Genomic DNA, 17,210 nt, shown 5'->3' with positions numbered 1-17,210 from the left:
CTCTCTCAGCCCTGACTGGAGGCGCGTGCCCGATCCTCGGCCTGCTCAGCCAGCATCTCGCGCACCCTGGCGACGAGGTCGCCTTCCGGCACCGAAACCTGCGCCACGCGGGCTTCGCGCCAGGTGGTGTTGTCCTCGATCTCGCCCGACAGGCGCTTGCCTTCGATCAGGTCCTTGATCTGCACGAGGCCCTGCGCCCGCTCGTCGCCGCCCTGGATGATGGCGAGCGGCGAGCCGCGGCGGTCGGCATATTTCAGCTGGTCGCCAAAGTTCTTCTTGTTGCCCTGATACATTTCGGCGCGGATGCCGGCATGGCGAAGCTGTTGCGTGAACTGCTGGTATTTGCCGAGGCTTTCCGTGTCGCGGTCCATGACGCAGACGACGACGGGGGCAATGACTTCTTCCATGCCGAGCTTGCCGAGGTTCTTCAGCGCCGTCATCAGGCGCGAGACGCCGATCGAGAAACCGGTAGCCGGTACCGGCTGGCCCATGAAGCGCGAGACGAGACCATCGTAACGGCCTCCACCGCCGACCGAGCCGAAGACAACCTTTTCGCCCTTTTCGTTGGTGACGGCGAACTGCAGTTCGGCTTCGAAGACCGGGCCGGTGTAGTATTCGAGACCGCGGACGACGGACGGGTCGATCTTGATGCGTCCTGGGCCGTAGCCAGCACTTGTGACGAGGCTGCCGATCAGGTTCAGCTCTTCCACGCCCTCGGCCCCCTTCGACGTTCCGGCGACGAGTGCGGCAAGGTCAGCGGCACTGGCTGCGTAGTCGGTGATACCGATGAAGAAAATGACCTTGGCGATCTGATCTTCATTAAGCCCTGCGCCCTTGGTGAAATCGCCGCTCTCGTCCTTGCGGCCGGGACCGAGCAGAAGCTTCACGCCTTCCGGACCGAACTTGTCGAGCTTGTCGATGGCTCTGAGAACCGTCAGCCGCGCATTGGCGTTGTCATCGCCGCCAAGCCCGATCGCTTCCAGCACGCCATCCAGAACCTTGCGGTTATTCACCCGGATCACGTAGTCGCCGCGCGCAATACCAAGCGCTTCCATCGTGTCGGCCATCATCATGCACATTTCGGCATCCGCCTGGACGCCGGCGGCGCCGACCGTATCGGCGTCGAACTGCATGAACTGGCGGAAGCGGCCGGGACCGGGCTTTTCGTTGCGGAAAACGTAGCCTGCGCGGTAGGTGCGGTAGGGCAACTGGATATCGTTGAAATTTTCAGCGACATGGCGGGCGAGCGGCGCCGTCAGGTCGTAGCGGGCGCTCATCCACTGCTCGTCATCATCCTGCAGCGAGAAGACGCCCTCGTTCGGGCGGTCGCTGTCGGGCAGGAACTTGCCGAGCGCGTCGGTATATTCAAACAGCGGCGTTTCGACCGGATCGAAGCCGTACCGCTCATAGACTTCGCGGATCTTCGCCGTCATCTCATCGACGGCGCGGATATCGGCGGCAGAACGATCGACGAAACCGCGCGGCAGGCGGGCTTTCAGCTTTTGTGGCTTCTTCTTTTTGTCGTTCATGGCAGCAGCACTTTCAGCGTCGATCGGTCAATAGTTTCGGCGCTTTCCCTATCCGATCAGGGCAAGGGCGGCAAGCCTTTCAACGGTTTGGACCAACCCATAGCCCTGCAGTGTTAAAGCGGCCGTGACAGCGTATCCCAGGTATGAACGACCGTACCCTCCGTCATCGGTGCTTGCGCCTGCGGAATGAGGATCGAATGCGTGTCGCCGCGAATGACGCCCTTCAACTCCGACTGGAAGCTCATCCGCTTGAACTGAACGAAGCCATCGGGAATGCTGGTGACCGACATGGCCGCCCCGCTGTAGAAATCGATGCTGGCAAGTTCGCCGGATTTCAGGCTCGAAACGATGGCCTGATCCTCGATGAAATCATGATACAGCCCGGTCATGTAGCGGCGGATGCTTTTGCCGACCATCGCCCGCATCAGAGGCGTCTCGGCAAACTCCTGGCGCGAACCGGCGAGATAGCGGATATCTTCGCCTTCCCAAAGATTGCGGCTGTCCCTGGCCGACTGGATGGACCGCAGCAGGATTTTTTCCGTATGTGCGTCAGCGCGTCGCAAGAAATCGACGATGGCGCCGATGGCGCGCAGGTCGGGTGCGCAGATACCGCGCTCCCAGCGGGAGACGGTTGGCAGCGAAAAGCCAAGTTTCCAGGCGATATCGCCCTGCGTCAGCCCGGCCTTCAGCCGGTAGCCTCGCAATTGCCGGATGAGTTCACTCTGGGTCTCCAACATTTTAACCGGCCTTTCCTGAAATCATTGGTTGCATTACTGAAATTTAATAAGCTAGAGGGAGAGTCAATGATCAATTGCGGCCGTTTCGAAACTGGTAGTTATCGACTATTTTCAAAACCTTGAGGACGATTTTCTGCTGACTGCAACGCCGCGGTGAAAGATCAGATCAACGCTTTTCTGAATGCCGGTAAAGCGCTTTTTCAGCGCGACGAAAAAACCGCAGGCAAAAAGCGTCTCAGACTTGAAAATACCGCGGCGCGGGCGGACATCGAAAGCGAAACAGCATGCTCAAATTCGTGAAACCCGGCTTCGGAACGATTCTGCCCGAAGACGCGCGCGCCCACGAAGAATGGGTCGCCGAACTGGTCGAGCAGGGCTACGTCATCGAAGGCTGGAACTGCGATCTGTCGACGGGCATCTTTTCGATCGGCAGAACGGCACAGCGCATTCACGCATTGGAACAGGGCACCTGCGGCCTGCTCGATATCATCCGCGACTACGGGGACGGTCACCGCAAGATCGTGCTCAACATCCTGGAAGAGGCGACATCCGCGGCATCGTCCTTCTATTACTGCACGATCATCACCCATGAAGACGGTTCTGCCGGGCGGCTCTGTTGCATCGGCACATCGACGATCGATGGCGCAGCGGCCACCGGCCGGATGCAGGGCGTCTTTGCTTTCTCCCCTCCGGGATATTGAAACGCAGGACACCTGCTGTTCACTATCCGGCAAGGCGCATCTTTTCTTTGGCAGTCGCAGCCCCTATGTTTGCCGCATGCGGATCACCCTTCTCGCCCTTGCTGTTTTTTGCGCGCTGATCAGCGGCTGGACGGCCTCGCTTGCCCGCGTGCAGGATCTGGGCGGAATGGCAGTAACGCATCACGCCGGCGCGCCGGCCGGCCATGGCATGCGCGCGGATGCCCATATGGATTGCAAGGCGGCGAAATCCTGCAATCAGCATCCCGGCACAGTCCACCCGCTGCTCTGCGCTGCCTGTTTCGCCGTCGTTCTCGATGCACACGGTCTCGACCGGGCCGCGCTTCCTGCAGGCACCGTCCTTCCCTCACCGCAAAAGCCGATGCTGGCGACCACGCTCAAGCCCCGTTTCCCGCCTCCCAAGATCTTTCTCTCGTTTTCCTGAACGCGGGCCGAAAGCCCGTCGATTGTGACTCTAGAAACGAAAGAGAGCACACGATGTCTCTGAGAATGATCACGACTGCGACACTGCTGGCCGTTGCCTTCACCACTTCGCTTGCGGCCCCATTGGCTGCCCAGGAGATGGACCACAGCAAGATGGACCACGGGGCGATGGAAGGCACGGCGCAGCCGAAGGGCGACACAAGCGCCTCGAGCAAGGCCTTTGCCGAAGCCAATGCCAAGATGCACGGCGGCATGGACATTACCTTTACCGGCAATGCCGATGCCGATTTCGTGCGCGGCATGATCGCCCATCACCAGGGGGCGATCGACATGGCGAAGATCGAGCTTGAATACGGCAAGGATGCCGGGCTGCGCAAACTGGCCGAGGGCATCATTTCGGCCCAGGAAGCGGAGATCAAGACGATGACGGACTGGCTGGCAAAAAACGGCGGCTGATCCCTTTGTTCCAATGAAATGCGATGCCGGAGCCTGTCTCCGGCATCTGCCCAGCCGTCCTTTTCACCGGCGTTGACCGCAGACCGCCTTGGGCACATAATTTCAGCAGGAGTTTGGAGGACGTCATGAAGGTATTCAAGAATATCGCAGGCATCGTCATCATCTTGCTGGGCGGCCTGTGGATGCTGCAAGGCTCCAACATCATTCCCGGCATGGCCATGTCCGGCGACAAGGAGTGGCTGGTCATCGGCGCCATGCTGGTCATCTTCGGCCTCGGACTGCTCTACCAGAACAACCGGCCGACCACCCGGCTGCACGGTATGCCCGGCGACGATCTGTTTTAGGACGACCCCGTCCTGATCCCGACGGATCGTTTATGCATCATGTCTCAAATCGGAATCGACTTGAGACATTATGCAGCCGATTTTAAGTGCCACTGCGGCCTTTGCGCGTCATGACTGACGCGCGGCCCCGTTGGGCCGCACGAACGCGCGCCGCAGGTCTTCTATCCTGCTGCGGCAGTAGCAGCCCTCGATGTGGTCGTTGACCAGGCCCATCGCCTGCATGAAGGCATAGACCGTGGTCGGGCCGACAAAGGTCCAGCCGCGTTTTTTCAGGTCTTTTGATATCAGCGTTGAGGTCGGCGTCGTTGGGTTGGCGGCGATTGCTTCCCAGGTGACGATCTTCGGCCGTTCATTGCCGCCAGGTTCGTGGCTCCAGAAATAACGGGCGAGCGAGCCAAACTCGGCCTTCAGTTCCCTTGCCCGTTTGGCATTGTTGATGGTCGAGACGATCTTGCCGCGATGGCGCACGATACCCGTATCGGCAAGGCAGCGGGCGATATCCGCGTCGCCAAAATTCGCGACCACATCGAAGTCGAACCCGGCAAAGGCCGCGCGAAAAGCCTCGCGCTTACGCAGGATCGTCAACCAGGACAAGCCGGACTGGAAACCTTCAAGGCAGATCTTTTCGAACAGCCGGATATCATCGGCCATCGGCTTGCCCCACTCTTCATCGTGGTAGCGCTGGTAGTCCGCCAGATTGGCATGCCAGGCGCAGCGGTCCCTGCCGTCTTCTCCGGTGATAATACCCTTTGCCGTCACGCGCTTCTCCCTGAATCCCTCGTTTTACCAATTGCCAACCATAGTCCTAAAGCCGGCGATAACCCTACCCAAAGCTTTATCCGGGCGAACGGCTTTTAATGAACGGGCATTTACCATTCGGTTGCTGCGGAGTGCCACGATCTTTCCATTCCGCCAATCCTTTATTGGCGTCCGTGCCGCCCGTCATCCGCTGAACCGCGGACGGCGGAGCTATGAGATATTCCGGCGAAAGGTAGTGAGCCCGTCCGATGATAAAGAAAACCCTGATCCTTGCCACATCCCTGTTCGTCGCACTGTCCAGTTTCGCTCAGGCGCAGGACCGGTACCAGAACCGCCCGCCGGTGGTCATCAGTCCGGACCTCACCGCCCCCTGGGTGACCCAGCTCGGCGGCCGGCCTGAACGCGTCGTCTACCGTCAGCAGCGGCCTATCGCAGTCGAGCCGCAGGGCGCCACCCGAAAACAGTATCTGTTCCAAAGGCGCGTCCAGCGCTCCGGTGCCGGTGTCGCTCAACCGGTGGCGATGACCCGCGCCCAGAGGCCCGTGCGTCAGATAGACCCGCAGTTCCTGCCGCAGACCGTGGCTTATGACAGCACGGAAAAGCCCGGTACGATCGTCATCGATACCAACAGCCGCTTCCTTTATCTGGTCACCGGCAACGGCGAGGCACGGCGCTACGGCGTCGGCGTTGGCAAGCCGGGCTTCGAATGGGCGGGCGCCCACAAGGTGTCGCGCAAGGCGGAATGGCCGGTCTGGACGCCGCCGTCCGAAATGCGCGCCCGCGAGGCAGCCAAGGGACACTATCTGCCCGCCAGCATGAGCGGCGGTCCGGAAAATCCGCTCGGTGCGCGGGCCATGTATCTCGGCTCGACGCTCTATCGCATCCACGGCACCAACGCGCCCTGGACGATCGGCTATGCCGTTTCGTCCGGCTGCATCCGCATGCGCAACGAGGACGTGACCGATCTCTACGAGCGCGTGAAGGTCGGCACCAAGGTTGTCGTGATCTAATACCAGGTCTCGATGATAGAGACTTGGTATTAGCCAACGCTTACCCGCCGGAGGGCCGTAAACGTGGCCTTTCGGCAACAGCGGTTCCCGGGGTTACAGCCCAATTGATCACATTGCCCTATCCAGAACCCATGAGACTTGCGTAAAACGCGGTATTGAATAGCGTCTCGCAGCTTGGGACTGGATGAGGGAATCGTCGATGAAATATGCCTTGCAGACATTGGCCGCGATCGGATTTGTGGCCGCTGTTACTTTCGGTGCCTCGAGTGCATCAGCCTTCATGCCGGGCGAACCGGCAGGCGCAAAGCCGAACCCGGACGTCACGCTGGTGGCGATGGAAAAGAAGCCGGCTCAAAAATTCTGGCGCACCAAGGTGCGGCTGAGCACGGATGAGGCGCCTGGCACCATCATCGTCGATACCAACAACAAGTATCTCTATTACATTGAAGGCCCGAACCGGGCGACCCGCTATGGCATCGGCGTCGGCCGCGAAGGCTTTGGCTGGTCGGGCGTCGTCAAGGTGCAGCGCAAGGCGGAATGGCCGGGCTGGACACCGCCGAAGGAGATGATCGCCCGCGAACGCAAGAAGGGCCATATCCTTCCCGATTATCAGGAAGGCGGCATCGACAATCCGCTCGGCGCCCGCGCGCTCTATCTCTACAAGGGCAAGAACGATTCCGGCTTCCGCATCCACGGCACCAACCAGCCCTGGACGATCGGCCTCAACATGTCGTCCGGCTGCATCCGCATGATGAACAAGGATGTCGAGCATCTCTACGAGCGCGCCTCGATCGGCACCAAGGTGATCGTCATCGGCCCCGGCAACAAGCAGGGCGATGTTTCCTATGACGACCGTGGCGTCGATATCCTGCGCACGATCTTTGGCGGCTGATCTTTCAGCCATGCACGATTGAAAGCGCCCGCCTGGACGGGCGCTTTTTTTGTTTCAGTTGCAGCAGCGTGTCACACCGCTGTTGCCCCTGAAATATATGTCTTTCTCAGTTGACGTTGGCTGAGGATGGACATGTTTTTCGACACCGGCCGGGCGATAGCCCTTTCTTCCGCGTTTCTCGTTCTTGCAAACTTCGGCTCCGCCAGAGCGGAAGATCTGCAGATTTCCGTCTACGGTGGATATCAGACGGCACCACATAGCAACGTGAATGTGTCAGACGGCACGGATTTTACCGCTGGCTGGGAAGGCAACTCCTTCAAGTCGCCGCAATATTACGGCGTGCGCGGCATCTGGTGGCTGACCGACCTCGGCAAGCCGAATCTCGGCCTGTCGATCGACTATACCCATGCCAAAGTCTATGCGGACGACGAGACCTTCGGCAAGACGCCAGGATGGACCCATTTCGAATTTACCGATGGCCTGAATCTGCTCACGCTGAACGCCATCTATCGCATCCAGAAACCGGACCGGAAATGGACGCCCTATATCGGTGCCGGCGTGGGCATCAATGTGCCCCATGTCGAGGTCACCCGACCATCCGGCAAGACGTTCGACTATGAATTCGGCGGCATGACCCTTCAGGCACAGGCTGGCATTTCCTACCAGATTTCAGAACGCTGGTCGGTGTTTGGCGAATACAAGGGCAACTACTCTTTCGTCGACGTGCCGATCGACAGTGGCGACCGCCTGAAAACCAACGTCATCACCAATGCGGTCAATCTCGGCGTCTCGCTTCATTTTTGAATTGCGGCCGGCTTTTCGCCGCCATAGGCCCAGTCCAGCAATTCGACGGTATGCAGGATCGGCATGGCGGTGCCGCTGGCAATCTGGGTGATGCAGCCGATATTGCCGGTGGCGATGATATCGGCTTTGGTCGCCTCGATGTTCTTCACCTTGCGGGCCTTGAGCGTCGCTGAAATCTCCGGCTGCAGGATGTTGTAGGTTCCGGCCGAGCCGCAACAGAGATGGCCCTCGGCCGGATCGCGGACGGTGAAACCGGCATTTCGCAACAATAGCTTCGGCGCCATGGTGATCTTCTGGCCGTGCTGCATCGAGCAGGCGGAATGATAGGCGACGGTCATGTCTTTCGGCTCCTGCGGCGGCAGGTCGAGCGTCGCCAGATATTCGGTGATGTCCTTGGCCAAGGCCGAGACACGGGCGGCCTTCTCGGCATAGGCCGGATCGAGCCTCAGCATATGGCCGTAATCCTTGATGGTGGTGCCGCAGCCGGATGCAGTGATGATGATCGCATCGAGCCCGCCCGTATCCGCTGCCTTCACCCAGACATCGACATTGCGGCGGGCAGCCTCAAGCGCCTGCTCCTCGCGGCCCATATGATGCACGAGCGCCCCGCAACAGCCCTCGCCTTGCGGCACCACGACCTCGACGCCGAGCCGGGTCAACAGCCGGATCGCCGCCTCGTTGATCCCCGGCTTCAGCACCGGCTGGGCGCAGCCGGTGAGAATGGCGACCCTGCCGCGTTTCTCCGTTTGGGCAGCACGAATGCCGGGCGCGGAAGCGGCGGACGCCGGAGCGATGTCCGATGGCGCGAGGTCGAGCATGACGCCAAACGCCTTCAGGAAGGGCAGCCGCTTCATCGCCGCCGCGAATGGCCGGCCGAGCCGGGCAGCCTGCAACGCCAGCCGGAACCGCCCGGGATAGGGTAGAACCGCTGCGAGGACGCTGCGCACCAGCCGGTCCTTCAAGGGGCGCCTGTAGGTCTGCTCGATATGGATACGGGCATGATCGACCAGATGCATATAGTTGACGCCGGACGGACAGGTGGTCATGCAGGCAAGGCAGGACAGGCAGCGGTCGATATGGGTGACCACCTCCTTATCGGCCGCACGGCCGTTTTCCAGCATGTCCTTGATCAGATAGATCCGCCCGCGCGGACTGTCGAGTTCGTTGCCGAGCGTCACATAGGTCGGACAGGTGGCGGTGCAGAAGCCGCAATGTACGCATTTGCGCAGGATCGCCTCGGACTCTGCGACATGCGGATCGGCGAGCTGAGCGGGAGTGAAGCTGGTCTGCATCAGGCGCAGACCTCTGTGCTGTCAGTGCGCGGCATATTCATCATTCCCTCACCCCATCTTCCCCGGGTTGAAAATCCCCCTGGGATCGAACTTTTCCTTGATCCGCGCCGACAGAGCGGCAACGCCCGGTGGCTCCGGCTCGAAAGCCGGCGTCACACCGCGCACCGCATCCGACGCCCGCACCAGCGTTGCATGGCCGCCGCCGATGCCCTTGATGAAGCGGCGCAGCAAGTCTGCTTCGGCGTCGGCCTCCATGCGCAGCCAAACGAGGCCACCCTGCCAGTCGTAGAATGCATCGACGCCGGTTTGCAGACGCAAGGCGGCGACCAGTTGATGGCCGGCCGTCGGAGCAACGGAAACGCGCCAGAGTGGCTTTTGCGTGCCGTCCGCATAGGGTTTGACATCGCGGATGTCCCGCCACAGCTTTTCCGTTGCCTCCTTGTCGAGCACCGTCGCGGGCGCGACCTCAGCGAAGGCGGCCTTGAGTTTTTCAGCCCGGACAGGAACCGAGGCCGGCAGTCCTTCAAGCCGAAGGACGGTCGCTGCCCCCTCCGGATGGCTGCTGCCGATGAAACGGTAGCGGACGCTCTCCGTCAGGTGAGCCGCGCCCGAAACCTCGACCGGCATTGCCAGCGCATGCGCCATGGCGGCAGCGGCCTGCGCATCGTCGAGGCCGAAAGCCACGATGGTGGCTGCAGCGGGCGGCAAAGGCAGGACCTTGAACGTCACTTCGGTCAACAGTCCCAATGTACCGTGCGAGCCGCAGAGCAGCTTGACGAGATCGAGCCCGGTGACGTTTTTCATTACCCGGCCGCCGGATTTGATTGCCTCGCCCAATCCGTTGATGAAACGAATGCCGAGCAGGTGATCGCGCGCTGCACCGGCTGCAATGCGGCGCGGGCCGGAGACATTGGCGGCAAAGACACCGCCGATGGTCGGCTGGCCACTCGTGCCCATGACGCCGCGATGATCCATCGGCTCGAAAGCCAGCATCTGGCGGTTTTCAGCGAGCGCCGCTTCGATCTCGACCATCGGCGTTCCCGCCCTGGCGCTCATCGTCATCTCGGCCGGATTGTAGCTGACGATGCCGGAGAGCTCTCGCGCCGACAGGACCTGCTCCGCCCGAACACGGTTTCCAAGGCCCGGTCGCGTGCCGCCGCCGATAATCGCAAGAGGTGTTCCTGCCTCGGCGGCCTGCCGGACGATATCGGCGGCTTCCGTTTCTGATGTCGGTTTAAAGTTCATGCTCATGCGGCCGGGCGCCCTTCCAGCGGAAAGACTTTGGAGGGGTTCATGATCCACTGCGGATCGAAGGCGGCGCGCGCGGCCATCTGCTGGTTCAGATCGGCCTGATTAAACTGGTGCAGCATCAGGTCGCGCTTCTCGATGCCGACGCCGTGCTCGCCGGTCAGGCAGCCGCCGGCATCGACGCAGAGTTTTAAGATATCGTTGCCCGCCGCTTCGGCGCGTGCCGCGTCTTCCGGATCGTTGATATTGTAGAGGATCAGCGGATGCATGTTGCCGTCGCCGGCGTGGAATACGTTGGCGACGCGCAGGCCGTAGCCATCGATGATCTCGCCGGTTTTCTTCAATACGTAGGAAAGCTGGCTGAGCGGCACCGTTCCATCCATGCAGATATAGTCGGCGATGCGGCCGGTGGCGCCGAAGGCGGATTTGCGGCCTTTCCAGATCAACGCCGCTTCCGTGGCCGACTGGCTTTCGCGGATGGTTACAACGCCATGGCGGCGGGCAATTTCGATGATGCTTGCCAGCATCGCCTCCATCTCGGCGTCCGATCCTTCGACCTCGACAATCAGCAGCGCCTCGACATCCATCGGATAGCCGGCCTGTGCAAACGCCTCGCAGATGCCGATCGCCGGCTTGTCCATGAATTCGATGGCAACCGGGATGATGCCGGAACCGATGACTTCGGCGACGCAAGTCCCCGCCTCTTCCGACGACATGAAGCCGAACAGCACGGGTCGGGTTCCTTCCGGCTTGGCCAGCAGCCGCACCGTCGCCTCGGTGACGATGCCGAGCTGGCCTTCCGAGCCGCAGACGAGGCCGAGCAGATCATAGCCCGGCGCATCCAGTGCCTTGCCGCCCAGCTCGATTACCGTGCCGTCAAACAATACCATCTTGACGCCCAGCAGATTGTTGGTGGTCACGCCATATTTCAGGCAGTGGGCGCCGCCGGAATTCATGCCGATATTGCCGCCTATGGTGCAGGCAAGCTGCGAACTCGGGTCCGGCGCATAGAAGAAACCGTCGGCGGATACCGCTTCGGAAATGTTGATATTGGTGACACCCGCCTGCACTGTAGCGGTGCGGTTGGCAAAATCGATATCGAGGATGCCCGACATCTTTGAAAGGCCAATGACCACCGCGTCGGATTGCGGAATGGCGCCGCCCGACAGCGAGGTGCCCGCCCCGCGCGGCACGACGGGAATGCCGTAGCGGCTGCAATATTTCAAAACCGCCGCCACCTGCGCCGTGGTTTCCGGCAGGACGACGGCCAAAGGCACCTGGCGGTAGGCGATGAAGGCATCGGTCTCGAACGGTACCAGCCCGCGGTTTTCGCTGATCAGGCAGCCCGCAGGCAGGATATCGGCGAGATCCTCGATGATCGCATCACGGCGCGCCAGCACGGATGGTTTCGGCTCCAGAAAGGCAATCGTCTCCGGCATATCGGCCTCCCGGCGCATTTCCATTGCGGCATGATTGGTATTTTTTCTTTACCACTTTCATCATGACGCAGCAAATGTTAATCAGTTTTTCTGTTTCCGAAACAATGGTCAAGATTGATGACAAATCTAGGCGATCTTGAGGTCTTCACGCGCGTCGTTGCCGCCGGCAGCATGTCGGCAGCCGGACGGGCGCTGGGTTTTTCGCCGGCCGTCGTCTCCAAACGCATCAAGCGCCTGGAAGACCGGCTCGGCACGCGGCTGTTTCAGCGGACCACACGACAGATATCGCTGACCGAAGCGGGACAGGGGTTTCACGACCGCGTGCTCGGGATCATGGCCGGCATCGAGGAGGCCGAGGCGTTTGCTTCCGGCCGCTCCGGCCAGCCGCAGGGCACGCTGCGCATCACCGCGCCGACCTCCTTCGGCCGCATGCATGTAGCGCCGCACCTGGCCCGCTTCATCGAAGCGCATCCCGATCTCATTCTCAACATCGTGCTCTCGGACGAATTCACCGATATCGTCGCGGAGAGTTTCGATCTGGCCATCCGCATCGGCGAACTGAGTGATTCGACGCTGGTCGCGCGCAAGCTGGTGCCGGTGCGGCGTATTCTCTGCGCGTCGCCGGCCTATATCGCGCGATACGGCATGCCGGACACCATTGACGATCTCGGCGACCATATCTGCCTTCGCCAGCACAATCACGACATCTGGAAGCTCGAAAGCGAGGCGGGTTCGATGAGCTACAGGCCGCAGGCCCGGCTGATCACCAATTCCTCGGAAGTGGTGCGTGAAGCGGTGTTGTCGGGTGCCGGCATTGCGCTGCGCTCGACCTGGGATGTCGGCAGTGACCTGAAATCGGGAAAGCTCGTGCAGGTCCTGCCCGGCTGGGAGGGATCTCGCAACCTGTTCGTTTCGGCGCTCTATCCCAGCCGCCAGTTCCTGCCGGTCAAGGTCAGGCTGTTCATCGATTATCTCGCCGGGCTTTATGGACCGGAGCCCTATTGGGAGCGGTAGGTTTCCGGCGGGATGCGGTCCCAGAAACCATGCCTGCGGATATTCTGCCTTCGCAACTCCGCTACATAGTCGGCATGCGCCATCAAACCGTCATTGCCGCCGGGACGCTTTGCCAATGCCGAGAGCCTGGCCAGATAGTCCGCGCCCTCTCCATAGGCCTCCGACAGGCCACGGCCAACAATGCGGTCGAGCAGCGCGCGGTAGAGCGCGGTTGCCGCCGCCGGATAGTCGGTTTCGAAGGCCTCGGCTGCAGGCAACAGAAACTCGTAGAATTCCCCCTCCCAGACACCCCATCGGGCAACGACATAGCGCGCCGCAAGATCGAGCCGTGGCCAGGCGAGATAAAACCGTAGCGCTGCATGCGGTTCGCGGGCGTGCTCGACAAAGGCGAATGCCTTATCAAGCGCCTCGAATTCCTCGAAATCACCGGCCTTGGCGATATATTCGCGCAGCATTCCGGCATCGAGGCTCTGTTCGAAAACTTTCCAGCGGATGGCCTGCGACGCCCCGCGGTCTTTCAGCCCGTCGAGAATGGCCGCCTCGAGCCGGTCCTTGTTCGGCAACGGCTTCAGGTCGCCGCTGAGGATTTCGGCGCGGCGCGAAAAGCCGATCCGCGACGTGCGGGGTTTACGCACCCAGATCAGCGCCTCGGCAAAACGGCCGGCGGAATGCAGCCGCTCGGCAATAACTGCCGGCTCGCGCAATGGCTCCGGCAGGCTGTCCTCGATCGCCACGTAAGCATCGAGATCGCCGCACGCATCGGCAATAGCACGGCGCACGTAAACGATGGCCGGCAGAAAAGTCGTGCCGGCCGGTATCTTCATCGCTGCAGCCAGCGTTTCGTCCCAGGATTTCAGCACATCCGGCGACAGCGCGGCTGCGATCCGCACCGCAACCAAGGTCTTGACGCCGTGATAGTCCATGCCCTGCAGGCCGGGCGTGATCAAGGCCGGGATGCGCGCCTGCTGGTCGGCCGGCACGAGCAGCGCGAGGTGGCCGGCAGCCTCGCTGGCTTGCATATAGATGCCGGCGATCCGTCCGCTGGAATCGTTGACCCGCTCGGCGATACCGTCGTAGCCGAGGACGAAACGGATCAGCCGCTCCAGCGCCATGCCGGGATCGACTGCGCCGAACTCCTTGACGATGCTGGCCGAGATGCTGTCGAGATCGTTGCCGAAGGCCCGTTCCTTCTGCCAGCGGATGCGCGTGCTCGACTTTTCGAGCGCGGTAAGGCGGCTGTCGATCAGCTTGGCCACGCCCGCAGCACCGCTGATCCCGGCGAGCGCCGCATTCAGCCGTTTCTTGAAGGAGGTGTTGAGGGCTGCCTCGTCCAGAGCAATCTCGATAAGCCTTTCCAGACCGAGGGCGGTCAGGCCGTCCCGGTCGAGTTTTGCTTTCTTTGCCGCTTTTGCCGCTTTTGCCATGGTGTCGCACAGGTCGATTCGTTTCGAATATCCTGTGAAACTTAAAGGGTTTCGCGGTCCTCGTCTGCATGGTGCTTGCGGATGCGCCGCACCACCAGCCACATCGCCAGTACGGCAACAGGCACAAAGAAACCGGTGAGCACACTCGACTTCACCGGAACACCCTCGCTTTCCAGTGCCTTGGCAAGATAGCCGAAGAGACCGACGACATAATAGGAGATCGCGGCGACGGAGAGACCTTCGACCGTCTGCTGCAGACGCAGCTGCAGCTTGGCGCGGCGATCCATCGAATTGAGCAGCGCACTGTTTTGCCGCTCCAGCTCGACATCCACCCAGCTTCGAAGCAGTGCTGTGGCGCGGGTCAGCTTGCGCGACAGGTTGGCCTGACGTTCCTCCACCGACTGGCAGGTCCGCATGGCTGGCGCCAAGCGCCGTTCGAGGAAGGTGCCGAGTGTCTCATAGCCCGGCACGCCGGTTTCGATCAGCGAGCGAATACGCTCCTGGACGATGCCGTAATAGGCGCGGCTGGCGCCGAAACGGTAAAGGCTGAGCGCAGCACCCGCTTCGAGTTCGGCCGCCAGGAGCGTGATCTCGGCCAACATCTCGTCGGCTTTTTCCCGGGCGCTGGTGCGCATCCGCTGGGTAACACCGGTCAGCCCGTCCTCGATCCGGCGGATATCCGGCGACAGCGACTGCGCCAGGGGCAGTCCGACCATTGCCAAAGTACGATAGGTTTCGATATCGAGCAGCCGCTGGACGAGCGCACCTGTTCCGGCCTCCGTCATGCCGTGGTCGATGACGAGGATCTGCGTCAGGCCGTCGCCGTTCTGGCGGAAATCGGTGAGCACCACGGCCTGGCCGCTCTTGACGTCGCTATAACAGAGGCTGGTCGGATCGAACGCGCTCATCGCCGCGCGGGTTTCCTCCGAATCCGGGCGGATTTCCAGGCGAATGCCGGAAATCAGCGTTCCCGGCGGCGAAAACCCGTCGCCGAAGGGATGGTTGGTGACCTCGCCGCCAAACCGGTCGGGAATGACACCGTCCCAGAAATAGGTCGAGAATTCGGTGTGCCGCTCCCAGCGCAAGCTGCCCTGCCCCCAGGACAATGCGTGATGATTAGCCTCGCGGCTCGGCGGCGAGACGCCGCGGGCACGCGAAAGCTCTGAAAGAACGGCATGATCAACCGCCGAGCCGCCATCGGTCATGAAGGCAAGCTGGAAGATGACGCGCGGCGTCGTCACCAGCGCATATGGACGCGAGTGGATTTCACCCAGCGCCTGTGCGCGGGCAGGAGCCGGCGGAAATGCGAAACTGCGTTTGGCCATGAAGCGTTTTCCCCTCTCACGCGTCAATCAGAACCGTCTTATCAACAGGGTGAGCAAAAGGGAAAGGACGCTTTGACGCAGGCCACACTTTCTTTTGGCATGACGCCGCAAAGTGGCAAAAGAAATTGACCACTTTGCAGCAGGTGACTAAGTTGGCGCCAAGGAGAGCTGCCGTGACTGACGACACCATCGATGCCTTTGCCCGCATCCCTCACACCCGGACCTCCGGCGAAATCATTCAGCAGATCGAACTTCTGATCCTCGAGGGCGTGCTGCGCGACAACGAGCGGCTGCCGAGCGAACGGGACCTGTCGCGCCGCTTCGACGTTTCGCGTCCGATCCTGCGCGAGGCGCTGAAGGAATTGGAGGCGCGCGGACTGCTCGTCAGCCACCACGGCGGCGGCACTTTCGTCGCCGATGTCATCGGCCAGGTGTTTTCCAAACCGGTGATCGACCTGATCTCGCGGCACCAGAAAGCGACACAGGATTACCTCGAATATCGCCGTGAGCTGGAGGGGATGACGGCGGAACTTGCCGCACGCCGCGCCACCCGCTTCGACCGGGACATGCTGACGCGCATCATGGAAGAAATGCGGGCAGCGCATCTTTCAGGTTCTGCCGAGGGCGGGCTGAAGACCGATGTCGATCTGCACAGCGCCATCGGCGAATGCGCCCACAACATCATCCTGCTGCACACGCTGCGCGCCTGCTACCGGCTTTTGAGCGGCGGTATCTTCTTCAGCCGGGAAGTGCTTTTCGCAGCTCCGGGTGCCGGCGACATGTTGCTTGCCCAGCACGAGGCAATCTATGAGGCCATCATGGCCGGCAACCCGGCGCAGGCGCGAGAAGCAGCGCAAGCCCATATCGACTTCATCATCACCGCAACCCGGGATGCCGAGCGCTCCGGCGAATGGGCCCGCATTTCGCAATTGAGACTGCAGCAGCGCGATCACCAGACCGGCCCCTGAGCCGAGCGACACAAAAGACACGCGCCGGGCAAATTTCCATGCGGGTCTCGTCAATGCCGCAAACATGCTCTATAAGAGCCGCTATCGGCACATTCCGGTGGCGCAATCTCATTAAATTGCCCGTCTTGCGCGTTGTCGCCCCCTTCATCCGGAGCGCCGCGATAACTATATGTACCTCACCAAATCTGCGCGTTTACAGGCCGTTTAAAGCGAGCATATTGGAACGATATTACCGCGAGTTGATTCTCTTCTGTGAAAGGATGCCCCGACGTTGAACATTCTGAACCGCATTGTCACTGACGTCCGCCTGATGTTTCGCCGTCCGGTGCGAATGCAGTGTGCCGCGCTGTGCTACCGGTTCAAGAAGAAGAGCGCGGCGCCTGAGATGCTGTTGATCACCAGCCGTGACACGGGTCGCTGGGTCATCCCCAAGGGCTGGCCGATGGAAGGCAAGATGTGTCATGAGGCTGCCGAACGCGAGGCCTATGAAGAGGCCGGCGTCAAGGGTGAGACCGGTGCCGAGCGGATCGGCTTCTACATGTATGACAAAGGCATGGATCAGGGCCTGAAAGTCCAGTGTATGGTTCAGGTCTACCCGCTGATCGTGCTCGACATGCTGAAGCACTTCCCGGAAAAAGGCAGCCGGAAAATAGAGTGGGTAAGCTTTGCCGAAGGTGCCAGCCGCGTTGCAGAACCGATGCTCAAGGATATTATCCTCAGTTTCGAACAGCGCCTGCTTGCCACGATGACTTCGCCTGCGAAAACCGCTGTGCAATAAATCTTTCAACGCGGCTGGATAGAACGACGCGAGGCATGCCCGGTCCCGC

General features: G+C 61.2%; 19 protein-coding genes. 11 read left to right on the top strand and 8 right to left on the bottom strand.

Annotation, left to right across the window (positions count from 1 at the left end):
* Positions 1-5 precede the first annotated feature (5 nt).
* Complete coding sequence (gene hisS / locus AC1D17_RS16055) at positions 6-1,529, bottom strand: histidine--tRNA ligase (RefSeq protein WP_477566373.1); 1,524 nt, start codon at positions 1,527-1,529, stop codon at positions 6-8.
* Between the two features lie 113 nt (positions 1,530-1,642).
* A complete protein-coding gene (locus AC1D17_RS16050; RefSeq protein WP_477566372.1) occupies positions 1,643-2,266 on the bottom strand; it encodes a helix-turn-helix domain-containing protein in 624 nt (207 codons plus the stop codon).
* A 153-nt stretch (positions 2,267-2,419) separates the two neighbouring features.
* On the opposite strand from AC1D17_RS16050, the gene AC1D17_RS16045 reads away from it, so the two are divergent.
* The 5 genes from AC1D17_RS16045 (at position 2,420) to AC1D17_RS16025 (ending at position 4,208) form a co-directional block, all read left to right on the top strand.
* A complete protein-coding gene (locus AC1D17_RS16045) occupies positions 2,420-2,566 on the top strand; it encodes a hypothetical protein (RefSeq protein WP_477566371.1) in 147 nt (48 codons plus the stop codon).
* Positions 2,551-2,967, top strand: a complete 417-nt coding sequence (locus AC1D17_RS16040) for a hypothetical protein (RefSeq protein ID WP_477566370.1) — start codon at positions 2,551-2,553, stop codon at positions 2,965-2,967. Before AC1D17_RS16045 ends, AC1D17_RS16040 begins: the two co-directional genes overlap by 16 nt.
* A 76-nt stretch (positions 2,968-3,043) precedes the next feature.
* The gene (locus AC1D17_RS16035; protein ID WP_477566369.1) at positions 3,044-3,409 is read left to right on the top strand and encodes a hypothetical protein; all 366 of its coding nucleotides are present in this window, start codon (positions 3,044-3,046) and stop codon (positions 3,407-3,409) included.
* A 53-nt stretch (positions 3,410-3,462) separates the two neighbouring features.
* Positions 3,463-3,864: a CopM family metallochaperone gene (gene copM, locus AC1D17_RS16030; protein WP_477566368.1), complete on the top strand. Its 402-nt coding sequence runs from the start codon at positions 3,463-3,465 to the stop codon at positions 3,862-3,864.
* 125 nt (positions 3,865-3,989) lie between these two features.
* Positions 3,990-4,208: a hypothetical protein gene (locus tag AC1D17_RS16025; protein ID WP_477566367.1), complete on the top strand. Its 219-nt coding sequence runs from the start codon at positions 3,990-3,992 to the stop codon at positions 4,206-4,208.
* A gap of 108 nt (positions 4,209-4,316) precedes the next feature.
* On the opposite strand, the gene AC1D17_RS16020 is transcribed toward AC1D17_RS16025, so the two are convergent.
* On the bottom strand, positions 4,317-4,967 hold the full coding sequence (locus AC1D17_RS16020; RefSeq protein WP_477566366.1) for a DNA-3-methyladenine glycosylase I: 651 nt from the start codon (positions 4,965-4,967) through the stop codon (positions 4,317-4,319).
* 248 nt (positions 4,968-5,215) lie between these two features.
* Here AC1D17_RS16020 and AC1D17_RS16015 point away from each other — a divergent pair, with 248 nt between their 5' ends.
* The 3 genes from AC1D17_RS16015 (at position 5,216) to AC1D17_RS16005 (ending at position 7,673) form a co-directional block, all read left to right on the top strand.
* On the top strand, positions 5,216-5,977 hold the full coding sequence (locus AC1D17_RS16015; RefSeq protein WP_477566365.1) for a L,D-transpeptidase: 762 nt from the start codon (positions 5,216-5,218) through the stop codon (positions 5,975-5,977).
* 280 nt (positions 5,978-6,257) lie between these two features.
* On the top strand, positions 6,258-6,869 hold the full coding sequence (locus AC1D17_RS16010; RefSeq protein ID WP_477566418.1) for a L,D-transpeptidase: 612 nt from the start codon (positions 6,258-6,260) through the stop codon (positions 6,867-6,869).
* 132 nt (positions 6,870-7,001) lie between these two features.
* On the top strand, positions 7,002-7,673 hold the full coding sequence (locus AC1D17_RS16005; RefSeq protein WP_477566364.1) for an outer membrane protein: 672 nt from the start codon (positions 7,002-7,004) through the stop codon (positions 7,671-7,673).
* Here the strand turns inward: AC1D17_RS16005 and glcF are convergent.
* Genes glcF through AC1D17_RS15990 form a run of 3 tightly spaced genes read right to left on the bottom strand, consistent with a single transcriptional unit; the run spans position 7,664 to position 11,652 of the window.
* Entirely contained in the window at positions 7,664-8,965 is a 1,302-nt protein-coding gene (gene glcF, locus AC1D17_RS16000) for a glycolate oxidase subunit GlcF (RefSeq protein WP_477566363.1), read from the bottom strand. The two genes, AC1D17_RS16005 and glcF, sit on opposite strands and share 10 nt — an antisense overlap.
* A gap of 48 nt (positions 8,966-9,013) precedes the next feature.
* On the bottom strand, positions 9,014-10,216 hold the full coding sequence (gene glcE / locus AC1D17_RS15995) for a glycolate oxidase subunit GlcE (RefSeq protein ID WP_477566362.1): 1,203 nt from the start codon (positions 10,214-10,216) through the stop codon (positions 9,014-9,016).
* A complete protein-coding gene (locus AC1D17_RS15990) occupies positions 10,213-11,652 on the bottom strand; it encodes an FAD-binding oxidoreductase (protein ID WP_477566361.1) in 1,440 nt (479 codons plus the stop codon). Before AC1D17_RS15990 ends, glcE begins: the two co-directional genes overlap by 4 nt.
* Before the next feature lie 117 nt (positions 11,653-11,769).
* On the opposite strand from AC1D17_RS15990, the gene AC1D17_RS15985 reads away from it, so the two are divergent.
* On the top strand, positions 11,770-12,666 hold the full coding sequence (locus AC1D17_RS15985) for a LysR family transcriptional regulator (protein ID WP_477566360.1): 897 nt from the start codon (positions 11,770-11,772) through the stop codon (positions 12,664-12,666).
* Here AC1D17_RS15985 and AC1D17_RS15980 read toward each other — a convergent pair.
* Both AC1D17_RS15980 and AC1D17_RS15975 read right to left on the bottom strand, forming a co-directional pair.
* Positions 12,651-14,090, bottom strand: a complete 1,440-nt coding sequence (locus tag AC1D17_RS15980) for a DUF6880 family protein (RefSeq protein ID WP_477566359.1) — start codon at positions 14,088-14,090, stop codon at positions 12,651-12,653. The two genes, AC1D17_RS15985 and AC1D17_RS15980, sit on opposite strands and share 16 nt — an antisense overlap.
* Before the next feature lie 41 nt (positions 14,091-14,131).
* Entirely contained in the window at positions 14,132-15,415 is a 1,284-nt protein-coding gene (locus tag AC1D17_RS15975) for a DUF3422 family protein (protein ID WP_477566358.1), read from the bottom strand.
* A gap of 173 nt (positions 15,416-15,588) precedes the next feature.
* On the opposite strand from AC1D17_RS15975, the gene AC1D17_RS15970 reads away from it, so the two are divergent.
* Positions 15,589-16,383: a FadR/GntR family transcriptional regulator gene (locus AC1D17_RS15970; protein WP_477566357.1), complete on the top strand. Its 795-nt coding sequence runs from the start codon at positions 15,589-15,591 to the stop codon at positions 16,381-16,383.
* Positions 16,384-16,654: 271 nt separating this feature from the next.
* A complete protein-coding gene (locus AC1D17_RS15965; RefSeq protein ID WP_477566356.1) occupies positions 16,655-17,161 on the top strand; it encodes an NUDIX hydrolase in 507 nt (168 codons plus the stop codon).
* Positions 17,162-17,210: the final 49 nt, after the last annotated feature.

The organism is Pararhizobium sp. P1_E7 (genome assembly GCF_056405855.1).
The sequence above is the reverse complement of the archived record's forward strand: the minus strand, read 5'-3'. Positions and strand labels throughout refer to the sequence as shown.